At 34.4% G+C, this 19194-nt stretch carries 10 protein-coding genes; 9 read left to right on the forward strand and 1 reads right to left on the reverse strand.

The features are described from left to right. Both AC4FRF_RS05840 and AC4FRF_RS05845 read left to right on the forward strand, forming a co-directional pair. Entirely contained in the window at nucleotides 1-516 is a 516-nt protein-coding gene (locus AC4FRF_RS05840) for a cupin domain-containing protein (protein WP_491158552.1), read from the forward strand. A 100-nt stretch (nucleotides 517-616) separates the two neighbouring features. Further along, nucleotides 617-3832 carry an FIDD domain-containing protein gene (locus AC4FRF_RS05845; protein WP_491158553.1) on the forward strand — a complete coding sequence of 1072 codons (3216 nt, stop codon included), beginning with the start codon at nucleotides 617-619 and terminating at the stop codon, nucleotides 3830-3832. A 488-nt stretch (nucleotides 3833-4320) separates the two neighbouring features. On the opposite strand, the gene AC4FRF_RS05850 is transcribed toward AC4FRF_RS05845, so the two are convergent. Next, the gene (locus AC4FRF_RS05850; RefSeq protein WP_491158590.1) at nucleotides 4321-4476 is read right to left on the reverse strand and encodes an ATP-binding protein; all 156 of its coding nucleotides are present in this window, start codon (nucleotides 4474-4476) and stop codon (nucleotides 4321-4323) included. 492 nt (nucleotides 4477-4968) lie between these two features. On the opposite strand from AC4FRF_RS05850, the gene AC4FRF_RS05855 reads away from it, so the two are divergent. The 7 genes from AC4FRF_RS05855 (at nucleotide 4969) to AC4FRF_RS05885 (ending at nucleotide 19114) form a co-directional block, all read left to right on the forward strand. Next, on the forward strand, nucleotides 4969-6618 hold the full coding sequence (locus AC4FRF_RS05855; RefSeq protein WP_491158554.1) for a GH39 family glycosyl hydrolase: 1650 nt from the start codon (nucleotides 4969-4971) through the stop codon (nucleotides 6616-6618). A gap of 144 nt (nucleotides 6619-6762) precedes the next feature. Continuing rightward, nucleotides 6763-9630 (forward strand): TIM-barrel domain-containing protein, encoded by a 2868-nt coding sequence (locus tag AC4FRF_RS05860; RefSeq protein WP_491158555.1) that lies wholly within the window; start codon nucleotides 6763-6765, stop codon nucleotides 9628-9630. Between the two features lie 31 nt (nucleotides 9631-9661). Further along, nucleotides 9662-11896, forward strand: coding sequence for a glycoside hydrolase family 3 C-terminal domain-containing protein (locus tag AC4FRF_RS05865; protein ID WP_491158556.1), 2235 nt, complete (start codon nucleotides 9662-9664; stop codon nucleotides 11894-11896). Nucleotides 11897-12034: 138 nt separating this feature from the next. After that, entirely contained in the window at nucleotides 12035-12472 is a 438-nt protein-coding gene (gene tnpA / locus AC4FRF_RS05870; protein WP_491158557.1) for an IS200/IS605 family transposase, read from the forward strand. A gap of 92 nt (nucleotides 12473-12564) precedes the next feature. Beyond that, complete coding sequence (locus tag AC4FRF_RS05875) at nucleotides 12565-14973, forward strand: glycoside hydrolase family 95 protein (RefSeq protein ID WP_491158558.1); 2409 nt, start codon at nucleotides 12565-12567, stop codon at nucleotides 14971-14973. Nucleotides 14974-15058: 85 nt separating this feature from the next. Further along, nucleotides 15059-17008 (forward strand): sialate O-acetylesterase, encoded by a 1950-nt coding sequence (locus tag AC4FRF_RS05880; protein WP_491158559.1) that lies wholly within the window; start codon nucleotides 15059-15061, stop codon nucleotides 17006-17008. Nucleotides 17009-17095: 87 nt separating this feature from the next. Next, on the forward strand, nucleotides 17096-19114 hold the full coding sequence (locus AC4FRF_RS05885) for a beta-galactosidase (protein ID WP_491158560.1): 2019 nt from the start codon (nucleotides 17096-17098) through the stop codon (nucleotides 19112-19114). Nucleotides 19115-19194 lie beyond the last annotated feature (80 nt).

The following is a 19194-nucleotide window of genomic DNA, read 5'->3' on the forward strand; positions in this document are numbered from 1 at the left end:
ATGGAAATTAATACAGATAAAAAAAATACTAAAGAGCATATTTTTAGTCAGATTGAAGCCGAATTAAAAAAGCAAAATTTTACGGTTGTCAATAAAGATGCAACTCGTCCTTGGGGTGGTTTTTTTGTAATTGATGAGGAACAGGCAGCGGTTTTTGCAGCTAAATATTTTCCACATCTTGAGATGGATTCCATAAAAATCACCAATAAATTAAGTCCTAAAATTTTAGTGGTTGCTCCACAGAAGAGATTGTCATGGCAGTACCACTTTAGAAGAGCTGAAATCTGGAAAATTGTTGCAGGAATAGTGGGTGTAAAAACCAGTCCAACCGATCAAGAAGGGGAAATTCAACAACTTGCTCCTGGTGATTTTATACAAATGGATAAAGGAGAACGCCATAGATTAATTGGCTTGGATTCATGGGGTGTGGTTGCTGAAATATGGCAACATACTGATGATTTAAATCCTTCTGATGAAGAAGATATTGTGAGATTGCAGGACGATTTTGGAAGGTAGTTAGTAATTAGAGGCAGAAAATACTTTTGGTATAAGATAAGGGGTTTAGGGAAATTTAATTTTGATTAAAATTATAGTGATTCAGTTTAAAGATTTTTATATGAAGCTAAAAATATTTAATAAAATTTTACAAATTAAAATGTGGGTGTTTTTTTTCTCTAATTATGCTTATTCAAACAACTTTTTAACTGCTATAGACCCTCCGATAATAACAGCAGAGTCTTATGAAGCTTATTGTGTACAAAACTATTCAAAGATTGCAAAAAACGTTGTCATCACTCATGACTCCTCTGACTTGGGCACAACCACTGTTAATATTCAAATATCTTCAGGATATATAAAGGATCAGGACTTTTTAAAATTGAACGACTCATTTGTAAGTACACATCCATCAATAAGTAGTTCCTTTTCAACTTTAGAAGGAAAATTAATACTTTATAGCGCAACAGGAAGCTTAATTTCATATGAGGACTTCGTTGACGCTATAGAAGCCGTAGAATTTTACAATTCATCTACTTCTCCAACCGGTACAAGAAATTTTTCGATAAGTATAGGCATTGGGCAACTTAGCTACTTACCAAGAAACGGACATTATTACGAATATGTAGACAGTTATGGAATCAAATGGACAGAAGCCAGAGATGCTGCTGCTTCGAGAAACTACTATGGACTAAAAGGGTACTTAGCCACCTTAACCTCAGATGATGAAGCACAGTTAGCTGGTGCCCAAGCTCCTGGAACCGGATGGATTGGCGGTACTGATCAACAAGTTGAAGGAACTTGGAGATGGGTTACAGGTCCTGAAGGCCTAGAAAATGGAGGAAAAGGAAGAATTTTTTGGATAGGAACTGCAAGTGGAACAAAAACTGCTCCTGATTACTATGCTAATTGGAATAATGGGGAACCCAATAACGATATAAAGACATTTAAACCTACAGGTGAACATTATGCTCATATTACTGCACCAGGAATTGGCAAATCTGGAGCTTGGAACGACCTCTCTAATGACGGAGATCCTCCTGGCAATTATCATCCTAAAGGATATATTGTTGAATATGGAGGAATGTCTGGTGATCCGATATTACAACTTTCGGTAGCGACAACACTTAGAATGGCAAAAATTACAGGAACTACAGCTGCAAGCAGATGTGGAAATGGTTCTGTTACCCTTGAAGCAACCGTTGAAAATGGAACAACATACTGGTATGACAGCCCAACAAGCACTACTGCGATTGCTACAGGAAATAGTTTTACAACACCAATTCTGTCCAACACTACAACTTATTATACAGATGCTGGGTGTATCAATGAACGAAAAGCAGTAACTGCAACCATTAATCCATTACCAATTGTTACTGATATCAGTATTTTTCAATGTGATACTGATTTAATACCTGATGGAAAAACACTGTTTAATTTAACAGTCAACAACGAATTGATTTCCGCCAATTTTAGTAACGAAACTTTTAATTATTACACTACTTACAATGGTGCCAACAACGCTTTAGCTAGTGATCTAATATCCAACCAAACGGCATTTGAAAACTCAACTCCTACCCAAATGGACATTTGGACCAGAGTTAGCAATAATATTACCGGATGTTACAGCGTCGCTAAAATTACTCTAAAAGTATCTGCTACAAATATCCCTGCTAATTATAAAGCACCAACACTGATCGTTTGTGATGATTTATTAGATATTAACGGCAACAACACTACTAATAACAATGACAGAGACGGAATAGCTTCTTTTGATTTATCTACAACAAAAACAACAATCCAAACACTATTACCTACATCAGAAATATATGACATTAATTTTTACAGAACCGAATCAGATGCTTTAGCAGAAATTAATGTTATAAGTAATATATCCAATTACAGAAATATCGGCTACCCAAACACACAAGATATCTGGGTACGTATTGACAATAATCTAGAAAATGCCTGTTATGGACTTGGCCCTTATTTAACTTTAAAAGTAGAAACCTTAGCAGTTGCCAATACCGTTATTATTCCCAGACAATGCGATGACAACAATGATGGAATTTTCACCTTTACTACTTCAACTTTAGAATCTGATTTATTAAATGGGCAAACAAATGTGAGTGTAACTTATTTTGATCAGAACAACGATCCTTTAAGAGATGTAAATGGCGTTTTAATTACAAGTCCTTTTCCATCCAATTTCACAATTACTTCTCAAACTATAAAAGCAGTAGTAACAAATAATACCCCTGCGCAATGTTATGACGAAACTACAATAGAATTCATTATTGATAAGAGCCCTGAAGCTTTTCCTGTTTCTCCATCATTAACAACAACTTGTGATGATGAAGTAAATCCATTAGAACAAGACGGAAAATTTGCCTTTGACACCTCGACTTTCGAAACTACCATTCTGGGAGGACAAACTGGAATGATTGTAAAATATTATGATCAAAACGGAATTTTATTACCTAGTCCGCTACCCAACCCATTTGTAACTGAAACTCAAAATATCACTGCAACGGTCGAAAATCCAAATAATCCAAACTGCAAAGCTTCAACAACATTGAATTTTATAATTCACCCGGTTCCCAACATTGATATCAATTTAGACGGAAACGCCAATGAATTAATCTGCTCTAATATACCTACTTTTTTTGTCACTCTAAATGCCGGTATTACCGACAATAGCCCAACATCAAATTATAATTATGTGTGGAAAAAAGACGGTGTAGATTTAAACAATAATGCTTCCACTTTAGACGTAAACAGCGTTGGAGATTATTCTGTTGAAGTCATAAATAATTTTGGATGTAGCCGAATTAGAACCATTAACGTAAATGCCTCAAATATTGCAACCATTGAATCAATAGACGTTGTTGATTTAGCTGACATGAATTCGATAACCGTTAACGTAAGCGGTCCGGGAGATTATGAATTCAGTCTGGATGATTCCAGTAATTTTTGGCAGGATTCTAATATTTTCAACAATGTTCCTGCTGGAATTCATGAAGTTTTCATCAATGATAAAAATGGTTGTGGGCAAGTTTCTAAAGTTGTGGCTGTAGTTGGAATTCCTAAATATTTTACCCCTAATAATGATGCGTATAATGATTTTTGGGGAATTAAGGGAATGGAGAAATATCCTGAAGCTTACGTAGAAATTTTTGATCGATACGGGAAATTTATTAAATTTTTAAACAAATTGAATCCTTACTGGGACGGTACTTTTAACCGGACTCCATTACCGGCTAATGATTATTGGTATGTAATAAAATTAGAAGCAGATAAACCTGAAATTAAAGGCCATTTTTCGCTGAAAAGATAAATTTAAACCTCTACTTTTATTAGTGTTTTCTTTAAATAACCGTCTTATTAAAAGATAATTAGTGTGATTCCAATATCTTTTATAAGTGCGTTTTTTAACGTTTTATTTTTTTTAATTTAAGTTTTATCGGGGAGATTATGCCTTTTTCATACTCTTATGTGGTATTGATCATGCAAAACCGTTCTATTTCAGAATGAATATTATATTGAATCTCCACGTTTAATTTTATAGAAAGTCAGTTTTATTTTGGAAAGATTTTCTTTTGAAATCAATAAATTTTCGTCCTTTGCCGAACTTCCAAACGTCAAAATGGGCTCATGTTCGCAAAATGAAAATTCAAGTGATATTGACCATCTGATTCCAATTCAAAATGATCATCTCGGTTTTTATTAAAAACTACTCTTTTTCATCTGTTAATTAGCATTCAAATATATTTAAAAAGTATCTCTTGTTTAGACTTCTTTTTTTCTTAAAGATTCTCCGTATAATTAGAGTCTGTGGGATTGATGTAAAAGTCTGTCCAAAATAACATCAGTTATGGTTTTATCACCAATGATATAATAACAGCCTGGGACTGGAATTTGAGATATTATAATTACAGAATCGTTATTATGTCTGTCTTCAATGATCTCACAAATGGTTATTTGATTGTGACTATCAGGCTGAGTATAAAAATATCATCCATCAATTATTAACTTTTTATAATGTTAAAGTGTGTGTTTTTTTAATTTATATAAAACCAAGTCTTTTTTTTAATTTAAATACAATATCATTTTTAACTAAACCTTAGAAAGTTACATCTCAGATTACAATTAATTTTCTATGTTTTTTATTTAAAATAGTCTCTGGAGAACAATTATAAGTCATAATTGCAACAAATGGAGCAGTGTTTTGATACATACGAAGACCATAAAGTAATGGGGTTTTAAAGATATTTGTAGTTGTAATTTTTTTGAATATTATTAATAATTAAAAAAAAAATGATTTTTTTAATAGCTACACTAATTAATTCATTGGTTAGGTGCTGAATAATCAATTTAAAGTTACAATCAATAAAATAATAAACTTGGTTAGTTTGTAGACTGGGGAGTTTTAATAGTCTCCCTGGTTTATTTAACCATTAAAAATTAAAGATGATGCAAAAAAATATAATGTCTGTTTTACGTTTTACTGTAATCTCATTATTTAGCCAAAGTAAAAAAAGCTTTTTATTCTTGATTAGTCTACTATGTCTCCATAGTGTAACGACATTTGGGCAAAATACGAAAGCTAGAAAAACAGCTACTAAAGATAGAATTATAAAAGTAGACTATAATAAAACAGCTGGAGAATTGAATTCTATGTTCAAGGAGTGTGTCGGGGCGGGAAGAGCTAACGAAGGATTACGTGCCGATTGGCAACAACAATTAACTCAGGCAAAAAAAGACTGTGATTTCAAGTATATTAGAATGCATGGTTTATTGACTGATGATATGGCGGTTTACACCGAAGACAACAAAGGTAATCCACAGTACAGTTATCAATATATTGATGCGTTGTATGATTTTTTGCTCAGTATCAACGTGAAACCATTTGTAGAATTAGGGTTTATGCCATCAAGGTTAGCAAGTGGTAGCCAAACTGTTTTTTGGTGGAAAGGAAATGTTACACCGCCGAAAGACTATAAAAAATGGGAAGATTTAATTCGTAATCTAACACAACATTTTACAGAACGTTATGGTGAGGAAGAAGTTAAAACTTGGTATTTCGAAGTTTGGAATGAACCAAATTTGTCTCCTGGTTTTTGGACTGGTTCGCAAGCTGACTATTTTAAATTATATGAGTATACCGCCCGAGCCGTAAAAAGTGTAAATTCAGCCTATAAGGTTGGAGGCCCTGCTACTGCTGGTGCAGCCTGGGTTCCTGAAACCATCGAATTTTGCAGTAAAAATAATGTGCCAATAGATTTCATCTCTACACATTCTTACGGAGTTGGACAAGGGTTTTTGGATGAATTTGGTGGGGCTGGAACTATTTTGAGTAAAGAAGCGTCGAGTGTGAGTGGAGATGTGATTAATTCGCGTAAGCAAATTTCTTCTTCAGACAAACCTAATTTAGAATTGCATTACACCGAATGGAGTTCATCATACACTCCGGCTGATCCCTTACACGATAGCTACCACTCGGCAGCTTATATTCTTCAAAAATTAAAACAAGTAGGGAATGCTGCAAATTCTATGTCATATTGGGTTTTTACCGATATTTTTGAAGAACCGGGACCAAGATTTACACCTTTTCATGGAGGATTCGGATTAATGAATACCCAAGGAATAAAAAAAGCAGCGTATTTTTCGTATGATTTTTTGAATAAATTAGGAAACACTGAACTTCAAAATACGGACACTTCGTCTTGGGCAACCAAAAACAAAGAAGGTAATGTACAGCTTTTGTTTTGGGATTTTACGTATACCCTGCCGGAGCATACCAATAATCAACAATATTATATAAAAGATTTACCATCAAAACCTAAAGGAAGTGTAAAGGTGCAATTGGCAGGACTTGAAAAAGGTACTTACCATTTAGAAATATACAAAGTAGGCTATAAAGTGAACGATGCCTACACCGATTACTTAGCAATGGGAAAACCAAGCCAGTTAACAAAACAGCAAGTAAATATGCTTAAAGAAAAAAATAACGGAGATCCAATTGCCACAGAAATAATAACAATTGGTTCAGATGGAAATTACAACAAGGATTTTGACATTAATGAAAATGATGTTTTTTTATTAAACCTTGTTAAAATATAATTAGTATTAAACGGCAATATTAAATAGGATAGGTTACTAGAAAAGAAGAGTTGCAAAGTAATTTTTGATTACTGCGCATTTCTTTTTTAACAAAAAAGCTTTTGTTATGGAGTAATCTATTAAAATTTTTTTAAATAAACGATAATGAAAAAAAATAAAATATACTTAAGTCTGATTACAGGATTGGTATTAGCTTCATGTGCTACAAAGCAATATGAAAAAACGGATGATGGTATAATTGTAAATATAAGTCAGGCTAAAGACAAAATGTTAAGTAAGTTGCGCTTACAGGTATTAGGGAACGATTTAATACATGTCTCGGCAACACCAGATGACGAATTTCCTAAAGATTCCAGTTTAATTATTGTGCCAAATATTAAAAAGGTTCCTTTTAAAATTACAGAAATTAATGATTCTATCCAGTTAGCTACCGAAACTTTAAGTGTAATGGTTTCTTCAAAAGATGGAGGAGTTAAGTTTAAAAATAGGAAAGGTAAAATTATTTTGGCTGAAAGTACCGGAGGAGGTAAAACATTTAGTCCAATAGAAGTTGAAGGAACTAAGGGGTATTCTGTTCGTCAAATTTTTGAATCACCAAAAGATGAAGCTTTTTATGGTTTAGGACAACATCAATCAGACGAGTTTAATTACAAAGATAAAAGTGAAGAATTATTTCAATATAACACTAAAGTTTCTGTTCCCTTTATAGTTTCTAATAAGAATTATGGTCTTTTGTGGGACAGCTATTCGTTAAGCCGTTTTGGAGACAGTCGTCCTTATGAACAGTTAAATACTGTTTTTAAATTATACGATAAAAATGGCGAACCCAATAATCTAACGGGAACTTATGTTACATCGGATAATGGAAATAGAAAACTGGTTCGTAAAGAAGCCTCTATTTTCTTTGAAGATGTAAAAAGTTTTAAAAACTTACCTGAAAATTTCCCTCTCAAAAATGCTAATGTTACTTATGAAGGAGATATTGAAGCACCACAAAATGGAGAATATAAATTTACATTATATTATTCTGGATATGTTAAAGTGTATTTGAATAATCAATTAGTGGTTCCGGAGCGTTGGCGAACGGCTTGGAATCCTAATAGTTATAAGTTTTCAATGCCTTTAGAAGCAGGCAAAAGAGTTCCTTTACGAATAGAATGGAAACCGAACGGAGATAAATCTTACTGTGGGTTAAGAGTTAGAACACCTCAATTGACAGAAGAAAAAAGCAATCAGGTGTGGTGGAGTGAAATGAACAAAAAAATAGATTATTATTTTGTTCATGGTAATTCAATGGATGATGTGGTTAAAGGATACCGTACGTTAACCGGGAAAGCCCAAATTATGCCAAAATGGGCAATGGGGTATTGGCAAAGTCGTGAAAGGTATAAAACTCAAGATGAAATTTTAAGTAATTTAAAAGAATTTAGAGATCGTAAGATTCCTATTGATAATATTGTATTGGATTGGAACTATTGGAAAGAGGATGATTGGGGAAGTCATAAATTTGATCCGCAACGTTTTCCTAATCCAAAAGGGATGGTTGATTCTATCCATGCGATGAATGGAAAAATGATGATTTCGGTATGGCCTAAGTTTTATAGAACAACAGAACATTTTAAAGAATTTGACAAAAATGGATGGATGTATCAGCAAGCTATAAAAGATAGTGTTCGTGACTGGGTTGGTCCTGGTTATGTTGGTTCTTTTTATGATGCTTATTCAAAAGGTGCCAGAAAATTGTTTTGGAAACAAATTTATGAAAATTTATACCCAAAAGGAGTTGATGCGTGGTGGATGGATGCCAGTGAACCCAATGTATTAGATTGTACTGATATGGAGTATCGTAAAAAACTGCAGGGACCAACGGCTTTAGGACCGGCAGCAGAATATTTCAATACCTATGCTTTGATGAATGCTGAAGCTATTTACGACGGACAACGTAATGTGGCTCCAAATAAACGTGTGTTTTTATTAACCAGATCCGGTTTTGCGGGATTACAACGTTATTCAACAGCGACATGGAGTGGCGACATTGCAACACGCTGGGAAGATTTGAAAGCACAAATTTCGGCAGGTTTAAACTTTGCAATCAGTGGTATTCCATATTGGACTATGGATATTGGTGGATTTTGTGTGGAAGATCGTTATGTGGCTGCTCAAACAGAATTTGACAAAAATAGAATAGAAAATGCCGACAGTAAAGAATGGAGAGAATTAAACACACGTTGGCATCAATTTGGAGTTTTTGCACCATTGTATCGATCACATGGACAATTTCCTTATCGTGAACCATGGAATATAGCTCCTAAAGGGCATCCAGCATATGAGTCCATTTTGTTTTACGATAATTTACGTTATCGATTAATGCCTTATATCTACACTATGGCAGGGATGACTCATTTTGATGATTATACTATTATGCGTCCTTTAGTGATGGATTTTTCAAATGATAAAAATGTGCTGAACATCAATGATCAATTTATGTTTGGTCCTGATTTTATGGTTTGTCCGGTTTATAAATATGGTGCACGTAAGAGAGAGGTGTATTTTCCAGCCGGAACCAATTGGTATGATTTTAATACAGGAAATTATATCAAAGGAGGACAAACAGTATCTGTTGATGCACCATACGGACGCATCCCATTATTTATTCCGGAAGGGGCTATTATTCCTGTAGGTCCGGAAATACAATATACCGATGAAAAACCTGCTGATGTAATCACTCTTTATGTCTATAAAGGAAAAAATGGAAGCTTTGATTTATATGAAGATGAAGGTGTGAATTATAATTATGAAAAAGGATTGCATTCCACTATTCCATTCAGCTATAATGAAGCAAAAGGTGTTTTAACTATTGGAGAGCGCAAAGGAGAATTTAAAGGGATGTTGCAAAACCGAAAATTTGTAATTATTCCAGTGAGTAAAGAAAATCCTAAAGCATTTGTGTATGATGCTCAAGGACAGCTAGTCAATTATGACGGAAACTTGCAAACTATTACATTAAAATAACCACTAAAATTTAAAGTAAAAAACAACCGAAATGAAAAATAAATTAATCATTTTATCTCTTGCCTTTTCATCATTTATCTTTAATTCCTGTAGCAATGGTGTTATCTCTTCAACAAAAGAAAAAGCGGCAAAAGTATACCAAGGAAAAGAAATTAGTTCTGAGTTTGATGCGAAAATTGACAAATTAATAGCCCAACTGACTTTAGAGGAAAAAATAGGTATGCTTCACGGTAATAGTATGTTTTCTACTGGTGGTGTAGAAGGATTAGGTATACCGGAATTAAAAATGGCAGATGGACCTTTAGGAGTTCGTGAAGAAATTTCCCGTGATAACTGGTCAGCAGCAGGTTGGACTAACGATTTTGCTACTTATTATCCAGCTTCTGGAGCTTTGGCAGCAACTTGGAATACTGAGATGGCATATATGTTTGGTAATAGTGTAGGGCAGGAATTAAGAGCAAGAGGAAAAGATATGTTATTGTCTCCTGCCATTAATATTGTAAGAACACCACTTGGAGGAAGAACATATGAATATATGACTGAGGATCCTTTTTTGAATAAAAAAATTGCAGTACCCTTGGTTGTGGGATTACAGGATAATGATGTAATGGCTTGTGTTAAACATTTTGCAGCCAATAATCAGGAAACCAACCGTGATTTTTATGATGTTCAAATGGATGAACGTACACTGCGTGAAATTTATTTACCAGGATTTGAAGCAGCAGTTAAAGAGGCAAAAGCTTATGCTATTATGGGAGCCTATAACAAGTTTAGAGGAGAATATTTATGTGAGAACGATTATATGCTCAATAAAGTATTACGTGACGAATGGGGATTTAAAGGAGTTGTTGTTTCTGATTGGGCTGCAGTTCATTCTACAGTCAAATCACTAGAAAATGGTTTGGATATTGAAATGGGTACCCCAAAACCGTTCAACGAATTCTTCTTAGCAGATAAATTAATTGCAGATGCAAAAGCGGGTAAAATTTCGGAAGATGAAATTAACAAACACGTGAAACGTATTTTAAGAGTTTTATTTCAGGTAAAAGCAATGGGAGGACAAGACCGTGTTAAGGGAAGTATTGCTACCGAAGCACATTATCAGGATGCTTACAAAATTGCTTCAGAAAACATTGTTCTGTTGAAAAATGATAATAATGTATTGCCTTTACAATTAAATGGAATAAAATCTATTGCTGTAATAGGTAATAATGCCACTAAGAAAAATGCTTTGGCCGGATTTGGAGCAGGGGTGAAAACCAAAAGAGAAATTACGCCTTTAGAAGGTTTACAAAACAGACTGCCAAGTTCTATCAAAATTAATTATGCCGAAGGTTATTTAGAGCGTTATGAAGAAAAGAAAACGGGTAAATTAGGAGATATTACACTAAGTGGTCCAGTTACTATTGACCAATTGGATCCAGCTAAATTAAAAGAAGCTATTGAAGCTGCTAAAAAATCTGATATTGCCATTGTTTTTGCTGGTTCTAATCGTGATTACGAAACGGAAGCATCAGATCGTAGAAACTTAAAATTACCTTTTGGACAGGAAGAATTAATAAATAAAGTTAGAGAAGCAAACCCTAATACAATTGTGGTTATGATTGCCGGAGCTCCTTTTGATATTGAAGATATAAAAAATAATACATCCGCTTTAGTTTGGAGTTGGTTCAATGGTTCGGAAGGTGGAAATGCCTTAGCCGATGTGTTATTAGGAAAAGTGAATCCTTCCGGTAAATTACCATGGACTATGCCTAAAAAGATTGAAGATTCACCCGCACATGCAACCTATAGTTTTCCTGGTGATAAAATAGTGAATTACTCAGAAGGAATTTTAGTTGGATACCGTTGGTTTGATACTAAAAAAATAGAGCCTCTTTATCCTTTTGGCTATGGATTATCCTATACTACTTTTGCTTTCGAAGATATTAAAACTGATAAAAAAGAATATGCAGCTGATGAAACAATTGCCGTTTCAGTAACTGTTAAAAACACCGGAAAAGTAAATGGAAAAGAAGTGGTACAAATGTATACTTCTAAATCTGATTCTAAAATTAGTCGTGCTGCTCAGGAATTAAAAGGTTTTCAGAAAGTATTTGTTGAAGCTGGAAATTCTGAAATTTTAACGATTAAAGTTCCAGTTAAAGAATTAGCTTATTATGATGTTGATGCTAAAAAATGGAAAGTAGAATCAGGGAATTACACTTTGAAGTTAGGAAGCTCTTCTCGCGATATTAAAAAAGAGATTCTGATAAAAATTAAATAGGTTTGGTTTCTTTTTTTAATTGGCTCTGGTTTTTAAAACCGGAGTCAATTACTATTTTATTGGTCACAGTTCAGGGTCAAAAACCCTGCAATTTATTGCAGTACTTTAGTAATGCGAAAAAATCTATATCTTTAACATATGGGTACAGATTTAAGAAAAGGTTCGCATACAGTAAGCAGATTAACCTGTCACATAGTGTGGGTTACCAAATATAGGTTTAAAGTTTTAAAAGGAGATATTCAAAAGCGTTGTCGTGAAATATTAATACAGATATGTGAAGCAGAAGGGATTGAAATTTTAAAAGGAGTTGTTAGTTCTGATCATGTTCACATGCATATTGAATATGCTCCCAAACAGAATGTCAGTTCAATTTTAAAAAGTTTTAAAGGAAGAACGTCGCGAAAATTACAGATGGAATTTCCTGAATTGAAAGAACGGTATTGGGGGCAACATTTTTGGGCAAGTGGTTATGGGGTTTGGAGTACTGGGAATATAACTGATAAAATGGTAAATGAATATTTGGAGCATCATAGAAGAAAAGATAATGATGATAATTCAAATTTCATTCTCGAATGAAAGAAATGAGGGACTTTCAGTCCCTCGTCAAACAAACCTCTGCACTTTCAGTGCAGAGTGGTTTAGTATTATAGATTTAAAGGATTAATTTTATGCAATTGAATTATTTGAATAAACTACTTTTGTTTTTTGTTTTTTCCTCTTTTTTTGAGGTGACTTATGCTCAATCAGATCATATTCTTTGGTACAAACAACCTGCCGATTTTTTTGAGGAATGCCTCGTTTTAGGAAACGGGAAAATGGGGGCTACCGTTTTTGGTGGTGTCGATTCGGATAAAATTTATTTAAATGATATCACGCTTTGGTCAGGAGAACCTGTAAATGCCAATATGAACCCGGAAGCCTTTAAAAATTTAGCTGCTGTTCGAGAAGCATTGAAAAATGAAAATTACAAACTGGCTGAAGAGCTGAATAAAAAACTTCAGGGAAAGAATTCAGAATCTTACCAGCCATTGGGGACAATGGAAATCAAGAATCATCATGCAGGAAATGTTACTAATTATTATAGAGAATTAGATATTTCTAATGCTATTTCTAAAGTTACTTATGAAGTTGATGGGGTAAAATTTACCCGTGAATACCTTGTTTCTGCACCAGATCAAATTATGGTGATTAAATTGAAAAGTAGTCAAAAAGGAGCCTTAAATTTTGATATTAATTCCAACAGTTTGTTGAAATACAAAATAGAAGTAACTAACAATCTGCTTAGCATGAATGGAGTTGCACCTATTTATGAACAGTCAGGTTATCAGGCTGTGCCTTCTTTCCTTTTGGAAAAAGAAAGAGGAACACGATTTACCACTTTAATAAAAATTAAAAACACGGATGGAACAATTGTGAGTTCTAATACAAGTTTGGGGTTAAAAGACGGCACAGAAGCCTTAATTTATGTGTCAATTGCAACCAGTTTTAATGGTTTCGATAAAAATCCTGCAAGTGCTGGTTTGAATGACAAAGCTATAGCGTCAGCTAATTTAGACAAAGCTTTTGCAAAATCATTTGACAAATTAAAACAATCCCATATTGCCGATTATCAAAAATTTTATAATCGTGTACATTTAAATTTAGGAAAAACTTCCGCGCCGGATTTGGCTACAGATGAACGTTTGTTGCGTTATTCGGATGGAAAAGAAGATAAAAATCTTGAAATTCTGTATTTTAATTTCGGTCGTTATTTATTGATTAGCAGCTCGAGAACATTGGGAGTTCCTGCTAATTTACAAGGTTTATGGAATCCGCATCTTCATGCGCCCTGGAGAAGTAATTACACCATGAACATCAATCTGGAAGAGAATTATTGGCTTGCTGAAAACACCAATCTTTCCGAAATGCACCTGCCACTTTTGAGTTTCATTAAAAACCTTTCGGTTACCGGAAAGGTAACTGCTAATACTTTTTACGGCGTAAAGGAAGGTTGGTCTGCCTCACATAACTCGGATATTTGGGCGATGACTAATCCTGTTGGGAAATTTGGAAAAGAGGAACCCATGTGGGCATGCTGGAATACAGCCGGAGCATGGTTAAGTACCCATATTTGGGAACATTATGTTTTTACCCAAGATAAAAAATATTTAAAAGAGGAAGGTTATCCTATTATGAAAGGAGCTTCTGAGTTCTTTTTGGAATGGATGGTTACCGATAAAAACGGCAATTTAATTACTTCTCCATCCACTTCTCCAGAAAACAAGTATCTTGCCCCGGATGGATTTATAGGAGCCACAATGTATGGTGGAACAGCTGATTTGGCAATGATTAGAGAATGTTTTGATAAAACAATCAAAGCTTCAAAAGTTTTAAATACAGATGCTGAATTCAGGGCAAAACTGGAAACGGCACTCTCTAAATTCCATCCGTATCAAATAGGGAAAAAAGGCAATTTGCAAGAATGGTATTTTGATTGGAATGATGAAGATCCAAGACACCGTCATCAATCCCATTTGTTCGGACTTTTTCCAGGGGAACAAATTACTCCGAATAAAACACCAGACTTAGCTCAGGCCTGTAAAAAGACTTTGGAAATTAAAGGGGATGAAACAACGGGCTGGTCAAAAGGTTGGCGTATTAATCTATGGGCAAGATTGTGGGATGGTAATCATGCTTACAAAATGTATAGAGAGTTACTGAAATATGTGGATCCAGATGGTAAAAAAACAGATACTCCAAGAAGAGGAGGAGGAACCTATCCTAATTTATTTGATGCGCACCCTCCGTTTCAAATAGACGGGAATTTCGGTGGAGCTGCCGCTGTAGCCGAAATGCTGGTTCAATCCAATGAAAATGAAATCAGGTTATTGCCTGCTTTACCGGATGCTTGGGATAATGGTTCCGTAAAAGGAATTTGTGCAAGAGGTGGTTTTGAAATTTCGATGGAATGGAATACAAATACTTTAAAAAAAGTGTGTGTTTTTTCTAAAAAGGGAGGAAAAACTACACTTGTTTATGGAGCTATAAAAAAAACAATAACATTGAAAAAAGGACAAAAATTAGAAATGAATTGGTAATAATAGGGGGAAAGTTGTTTTTGAAGTCTAAAATTGAAGATCAATTAAAATACAGTCTTTAACACTATAATCTAAGAATATAAAAATGAAAAAATACTTTGTATTACTACTTTTAAGCTTTAGTTTTTACGCTATGGCTAATGTAAAATTACCATTGATCTTTAATGATGGGATGGTTTTGCAGCGTAATAAGCCAATTCCTGTTTGGGGGTGGGCTAATATTGGTGAAAAAATTGAAGTTCAATTTAAAAAACAAATTGTAAAAACCAAAGCGGATAAAAACGGAAAGTGGATGATTCATCTACAACCGGAAGTAGCTGGAGGTCCTTTTGAAATAATTATAAAAGGGAAAAATACCATTACGCTAAAAGATGTTTTAGTAGGGGAAGTTTGGCTTTGTAGTGGGCAATCTAATATGGAATTTACACTCAAACAGGCAATGAATGCCGAACAGGAAATTAATACGTCCAATTTTCCATTGATTCGTCAATTTTTAGTTGAAAAAGATATGAGCGCTATACCTAAAGAGTGTCTGAAATCAGCTAAATGGGAAGTGTGTAATCCTGCAAATGCAGGGAATTTTACTGCTGTTGGTTATTTTTTCGCCAGAAAATTATATAATGAATTGAAAATTCCGGTAGGAATCATACATTCATCCTGGGGGGGGACCTGTGTGGAAACCTGGACAAGTAGGGAAGCTTTTGAAAGTAGCAATGAGTTTAAAAAAATGATTGAAAGTGTTCCTAATGTAGATATGGATTCATTAGTTGAGAGCGAAAGAAGAAATATTGTCGAAAAAATAGAAAGAATTCAAGGTTCAAAAATTGATCTTCATGCAGATCTAATATTTAAAGAAACTAATTTCGATGATTCTAGTTGGCCTCAAATGGAAATTCCATCACTATGGGAAAATCAACAATTGCCTAATTTAGACGGTGTGGTTTGGTTTCGAAAATCAATTGTTATTTCAAAGGAGGATGCAGAAAAACAGGCACTTATTGAATTGTCAAAAATTGACGATCAGGATGTTACTTATATCAATGGGGTTGAAGTAGGAACGACCAATAAATATGATGATAAAAGGATTTATAAAATTCCTGCAGGAGTTTTAAAAGAAGGGACTAATGTAATTGCAGTAAAGGTTATAGATTATAGTGGCGGTGGGGGAATTTGGGGTAATCAGGAAGATTTGAAACTTGTTTTGCCACATTCAGTTATTCCATTAGCAGGTGTATGGAAGTTTAATGTTACTGATGTTAAAGTGGGTGTGTCTCCTAACAGTTATCCTTCGTTATTGTATAATGCCATGATAAATCCAATAGTACCTTATGCTATACAGGGTGTTTTATGGTATCAGGGTGAAGCCAATGTTAATCGTGCAGCACAATACAAAAAAGCATTCCCTTTGATGATTAATGATTGGAGAATAAAGTGGAATCAAGGTGATTTTCCTTTCTATTTTGTACAATTATCGACTTTCGATGAATTTGGAGGCAATAGTAATAGAGGGAGTAAGTGGGCTGAACTTAGAGAAGCTCAAAGTTATACTTTACAAACGGTTGCTAATACAGGTATGGCAGTTACTATAGATGTAGGTAATGCTAGAGATATCCATCCTACAAATAAGCAGGATGTAGGGAGAAGGTTGGCAGCCATTGCGCTAAATAAAGACTATAATAAGAACGTAATTTATAGCGGTCCAAAATATGAATCAATGGAAATAAAGGATAATAAAATTATCCTGACTTTTAGTAGTGTTGGTTCAGGATTAATGACTCCAAACAAATATGGTTATCTGGAAGGTTTTGAAGTAGCAGGAAAAGATAAAGTTTTTCATTATGCCAAAGCTTATATAAACGGCGATAAAGTAGTAGTATATAGTGATGCAGTTTCACAAGCTGTAGCAGTACACTATGGTTGGGCTGATGATGCTGGTGACTGCAATTTGTATAACGTTGAAAAATTTCCGGCTACACCATTTAGAACGGATAATTGGGATATGATAACCGCAGGGATTAAATACAATGTAGAATAAGTTTTTGGTGTAATTCCATAATAATAAAAGTTTAAAAACAGTAGCAATAAATTAAATATGATAACAAAATTTTATAAAGCATTTTTTTTGATAAGCTTTTTTTTCTTAGCTGGTTTTTTATCCCAAGCTCAGGAATTATATGTTGGAGCAAATTATCACCCGCATGACGATAAGAATATCGAAAAGATAAAAAAAGATATCCAGTTAATGAAAGAAGCTGGTTTCAAATCAGTGCGTATGGGACATTTAGCTTGGGATAGTTATGAACCTGTTGAAGGTGAATTCGATTTTGAATGGTTTGATACCGTGATGGATTTGATGCATAAATCCGGAATTAAAGTAATTTTAGATATTGCTGTTCGACCAGCACCAATCTGGCTGCATCAAAAATTTCCAGCTATTGACGTAGTTGATCCAAATGGAAATAAACTTTATCCAAATCATCGTTATATGGACGATATTGGTGACCCAAATTATCAAAAGTATGCACTGCGCTATACTGATGTTCTTACAAAGCATTATGCAAAACATCCTGCATTGTTAGCTTTCGGAATCGATAATGAATCAGGTGATGGTCCGATTTCATATTCTGAAAGTGCAAGAAAAAGATTTATACTTTGGTTAAAGAAAAAGTATACCACTGCTGAGAATTTAAATAAAGCATGGGCTGGTCAGCGTTGGTCTCGTAGAATTAATGATTTTGAGGAAGTAGGTTTGCCTATGTCTGGTTCGATAGTTGGTGCTCCTGAAAGGGTTCTCGATTTTCGTCGTTTTGAGTCTGATGAAATCAATACATTTTTGCTTAAAGTCCTTGATCAGGTAAATGCAAATGCTCCTGGGGTTTTAACCAATACTAACGCTTGGTATTACAGTCCGTTAAGGTACTTTGATTATTCAGATATTGCTTATTCAGGAAAAATGACACGCCATGGTGCGGGTTTTTATCCAGGAAATTCATTAACGACCAATTGGGGAGTGATGAACTCTGCTTTTGGAATTTCTCGTATTCAATTTGAAAGTAAAAATCCTTTTTGGTGCAGCGAGTTCACCACTATGACAGCAGTTCCAAATTCTATTCGTAAATCGGCTTATGCCACTCTTATGTATGGAAACCAAATGGTGTGTGGTTGGACATGGCAAAGTATGTGGGCTGGTGAAGAGCAGTATTTGCAAGGTATGCTGGATTGGGACGGACTTCCAAATCGCAAATACGACGAATACAAGAAAATAGCAGCCGAATTTAATAAAATCGGAAAGTATTTTCCATATAAGCCACAACCGGAAGTTGGTATGGCCTTTTCTTTCCCAAGTCAGATGGCAAGCAGTTCCTTCCCAATGCAGCAGGATGAGCAGCTACAATCTTGCTGGAACTTGTTTTATTATCGTAATATGGATGCCAATGTTGTGGAAATCAGTAAAAGCGCATTAAAATATAAATTACTCATTGTTCCGGGGGTGACAGTAATGGATGAAACAACTACCACTAAAATCCGTGAGTTTGTAAAAAATGGCGGAACAGTTATTATGACTAGTAATTCAGCTCTTGTGGACGAAACGGGTCAGGTCTTTAGCTCAACTCTTCCAGGACGGTTGAGTGATGTTTTTGGAATTCGCGTTGCAAGTTTCGAAGAAACAGAGCCATTTAACGAAATATCCCGTAAAGCTTACAAGGGTAGAAAACTTGAATTTACATATAAAGGGAAAGCAGTTGACACCGAATCGACGCGATTTGATGTAATTGAACCGAAAGGGGCTGAGGTTATTGGAAAAATCACCAGTTTGGATAAAGATTATCCAATTATGACTTCAAACAAATATGGTAGAGGTAGAGCTATATATGTTGGTTTACCAGCCGATGGTGCCGTACTTAATCGATTGTTAGATGAACTTATAGATGAGTTAAGAATTAAAAAAGGACCTAATGTACCTTCAGGTGTAATGGCACGTCAAATTGATAAAAATCATTTTCTTTATTTAAATGTGAGTGGTGAGACAAAAGAGATACCAATGAAAGGAAAATCCACAAGTATTCTTTTTGATAAAAATTATAATGGTAATTTTAGCATTCCTCCTTATGAACCGGAGTTTGTTGAAATTGAGCATTAAAGAAGGCTTGTTTTATAAAAAAAGATAAATAATGAAATCATTATTGTATATTTATCTATAAATAATTCTAATAAAAAAGT

This window comes from Flavobacterium sp. ST-158 (assembly GCF_058309975.1).

What these genes read in the sequence shown, in the direction of transcription:
- AC4FRF_RS05840 (WP_491158552.1), top strand. Translation starts at nt 1, where the DNA reads ATGGAAATTAATACAGATAAAAAAAATACTAAAGAGCATATTTTTAGT.
- AC4FRF_RS05845 (WP_491158553.1), top strand. Translation starts at nt 617, where the DNA reads ATGAAGCTAAAAATATTTAATAAAATTTTACAAATTAAAATGTGGGTG.
- AC4FRF_RS05855 (WP_491158554.1), top strand. Translation starts at nt 4,969, where the DNA reads ATGCAAAAAAATATAATGTCTGTTTTACGTTTTACTGTAATCTCATTA.
- AC4FRF_RS05860 (WP_491158555.1), top strand. Translation starts at nt 6,763, where the DNA reads ATGAAAAAAAATAAAATATACTTAAGTCTGATTACAGGATTGGTATTA.
- AC4FRF_RS05865 (WP_491158556.1), top strand. Translation starts at nt 9,662, where the DNA reads ATGAAAAATAAATTAATCATTTTATCTCTTGCCTTTTCATCATTTATC.
- tnpA (WP_491158557.1), top strand. Translation starts at nt 12,035, where the DNA reads ATGGGTACAGATTTAAGAAAAGGTTCGCATACAGTAAGCAGATTAACC.
- AC4FRF_RS05875 (WP_491158558.1), top strand. Translation starts at nt 12,565, where the DNA reads ATGCAATTGAATTATTTGAATAAACTACTTTTGTTTTTTGTTTTTTCC.
- AC4FRF_RS05880 (WP_491158559.1), top strand. Translation starts at nt 15,059, where the DNA reads ATGAAAAAATACTTTGTATTACTACTTTTAAGCTTTAGTTTTTACGCT.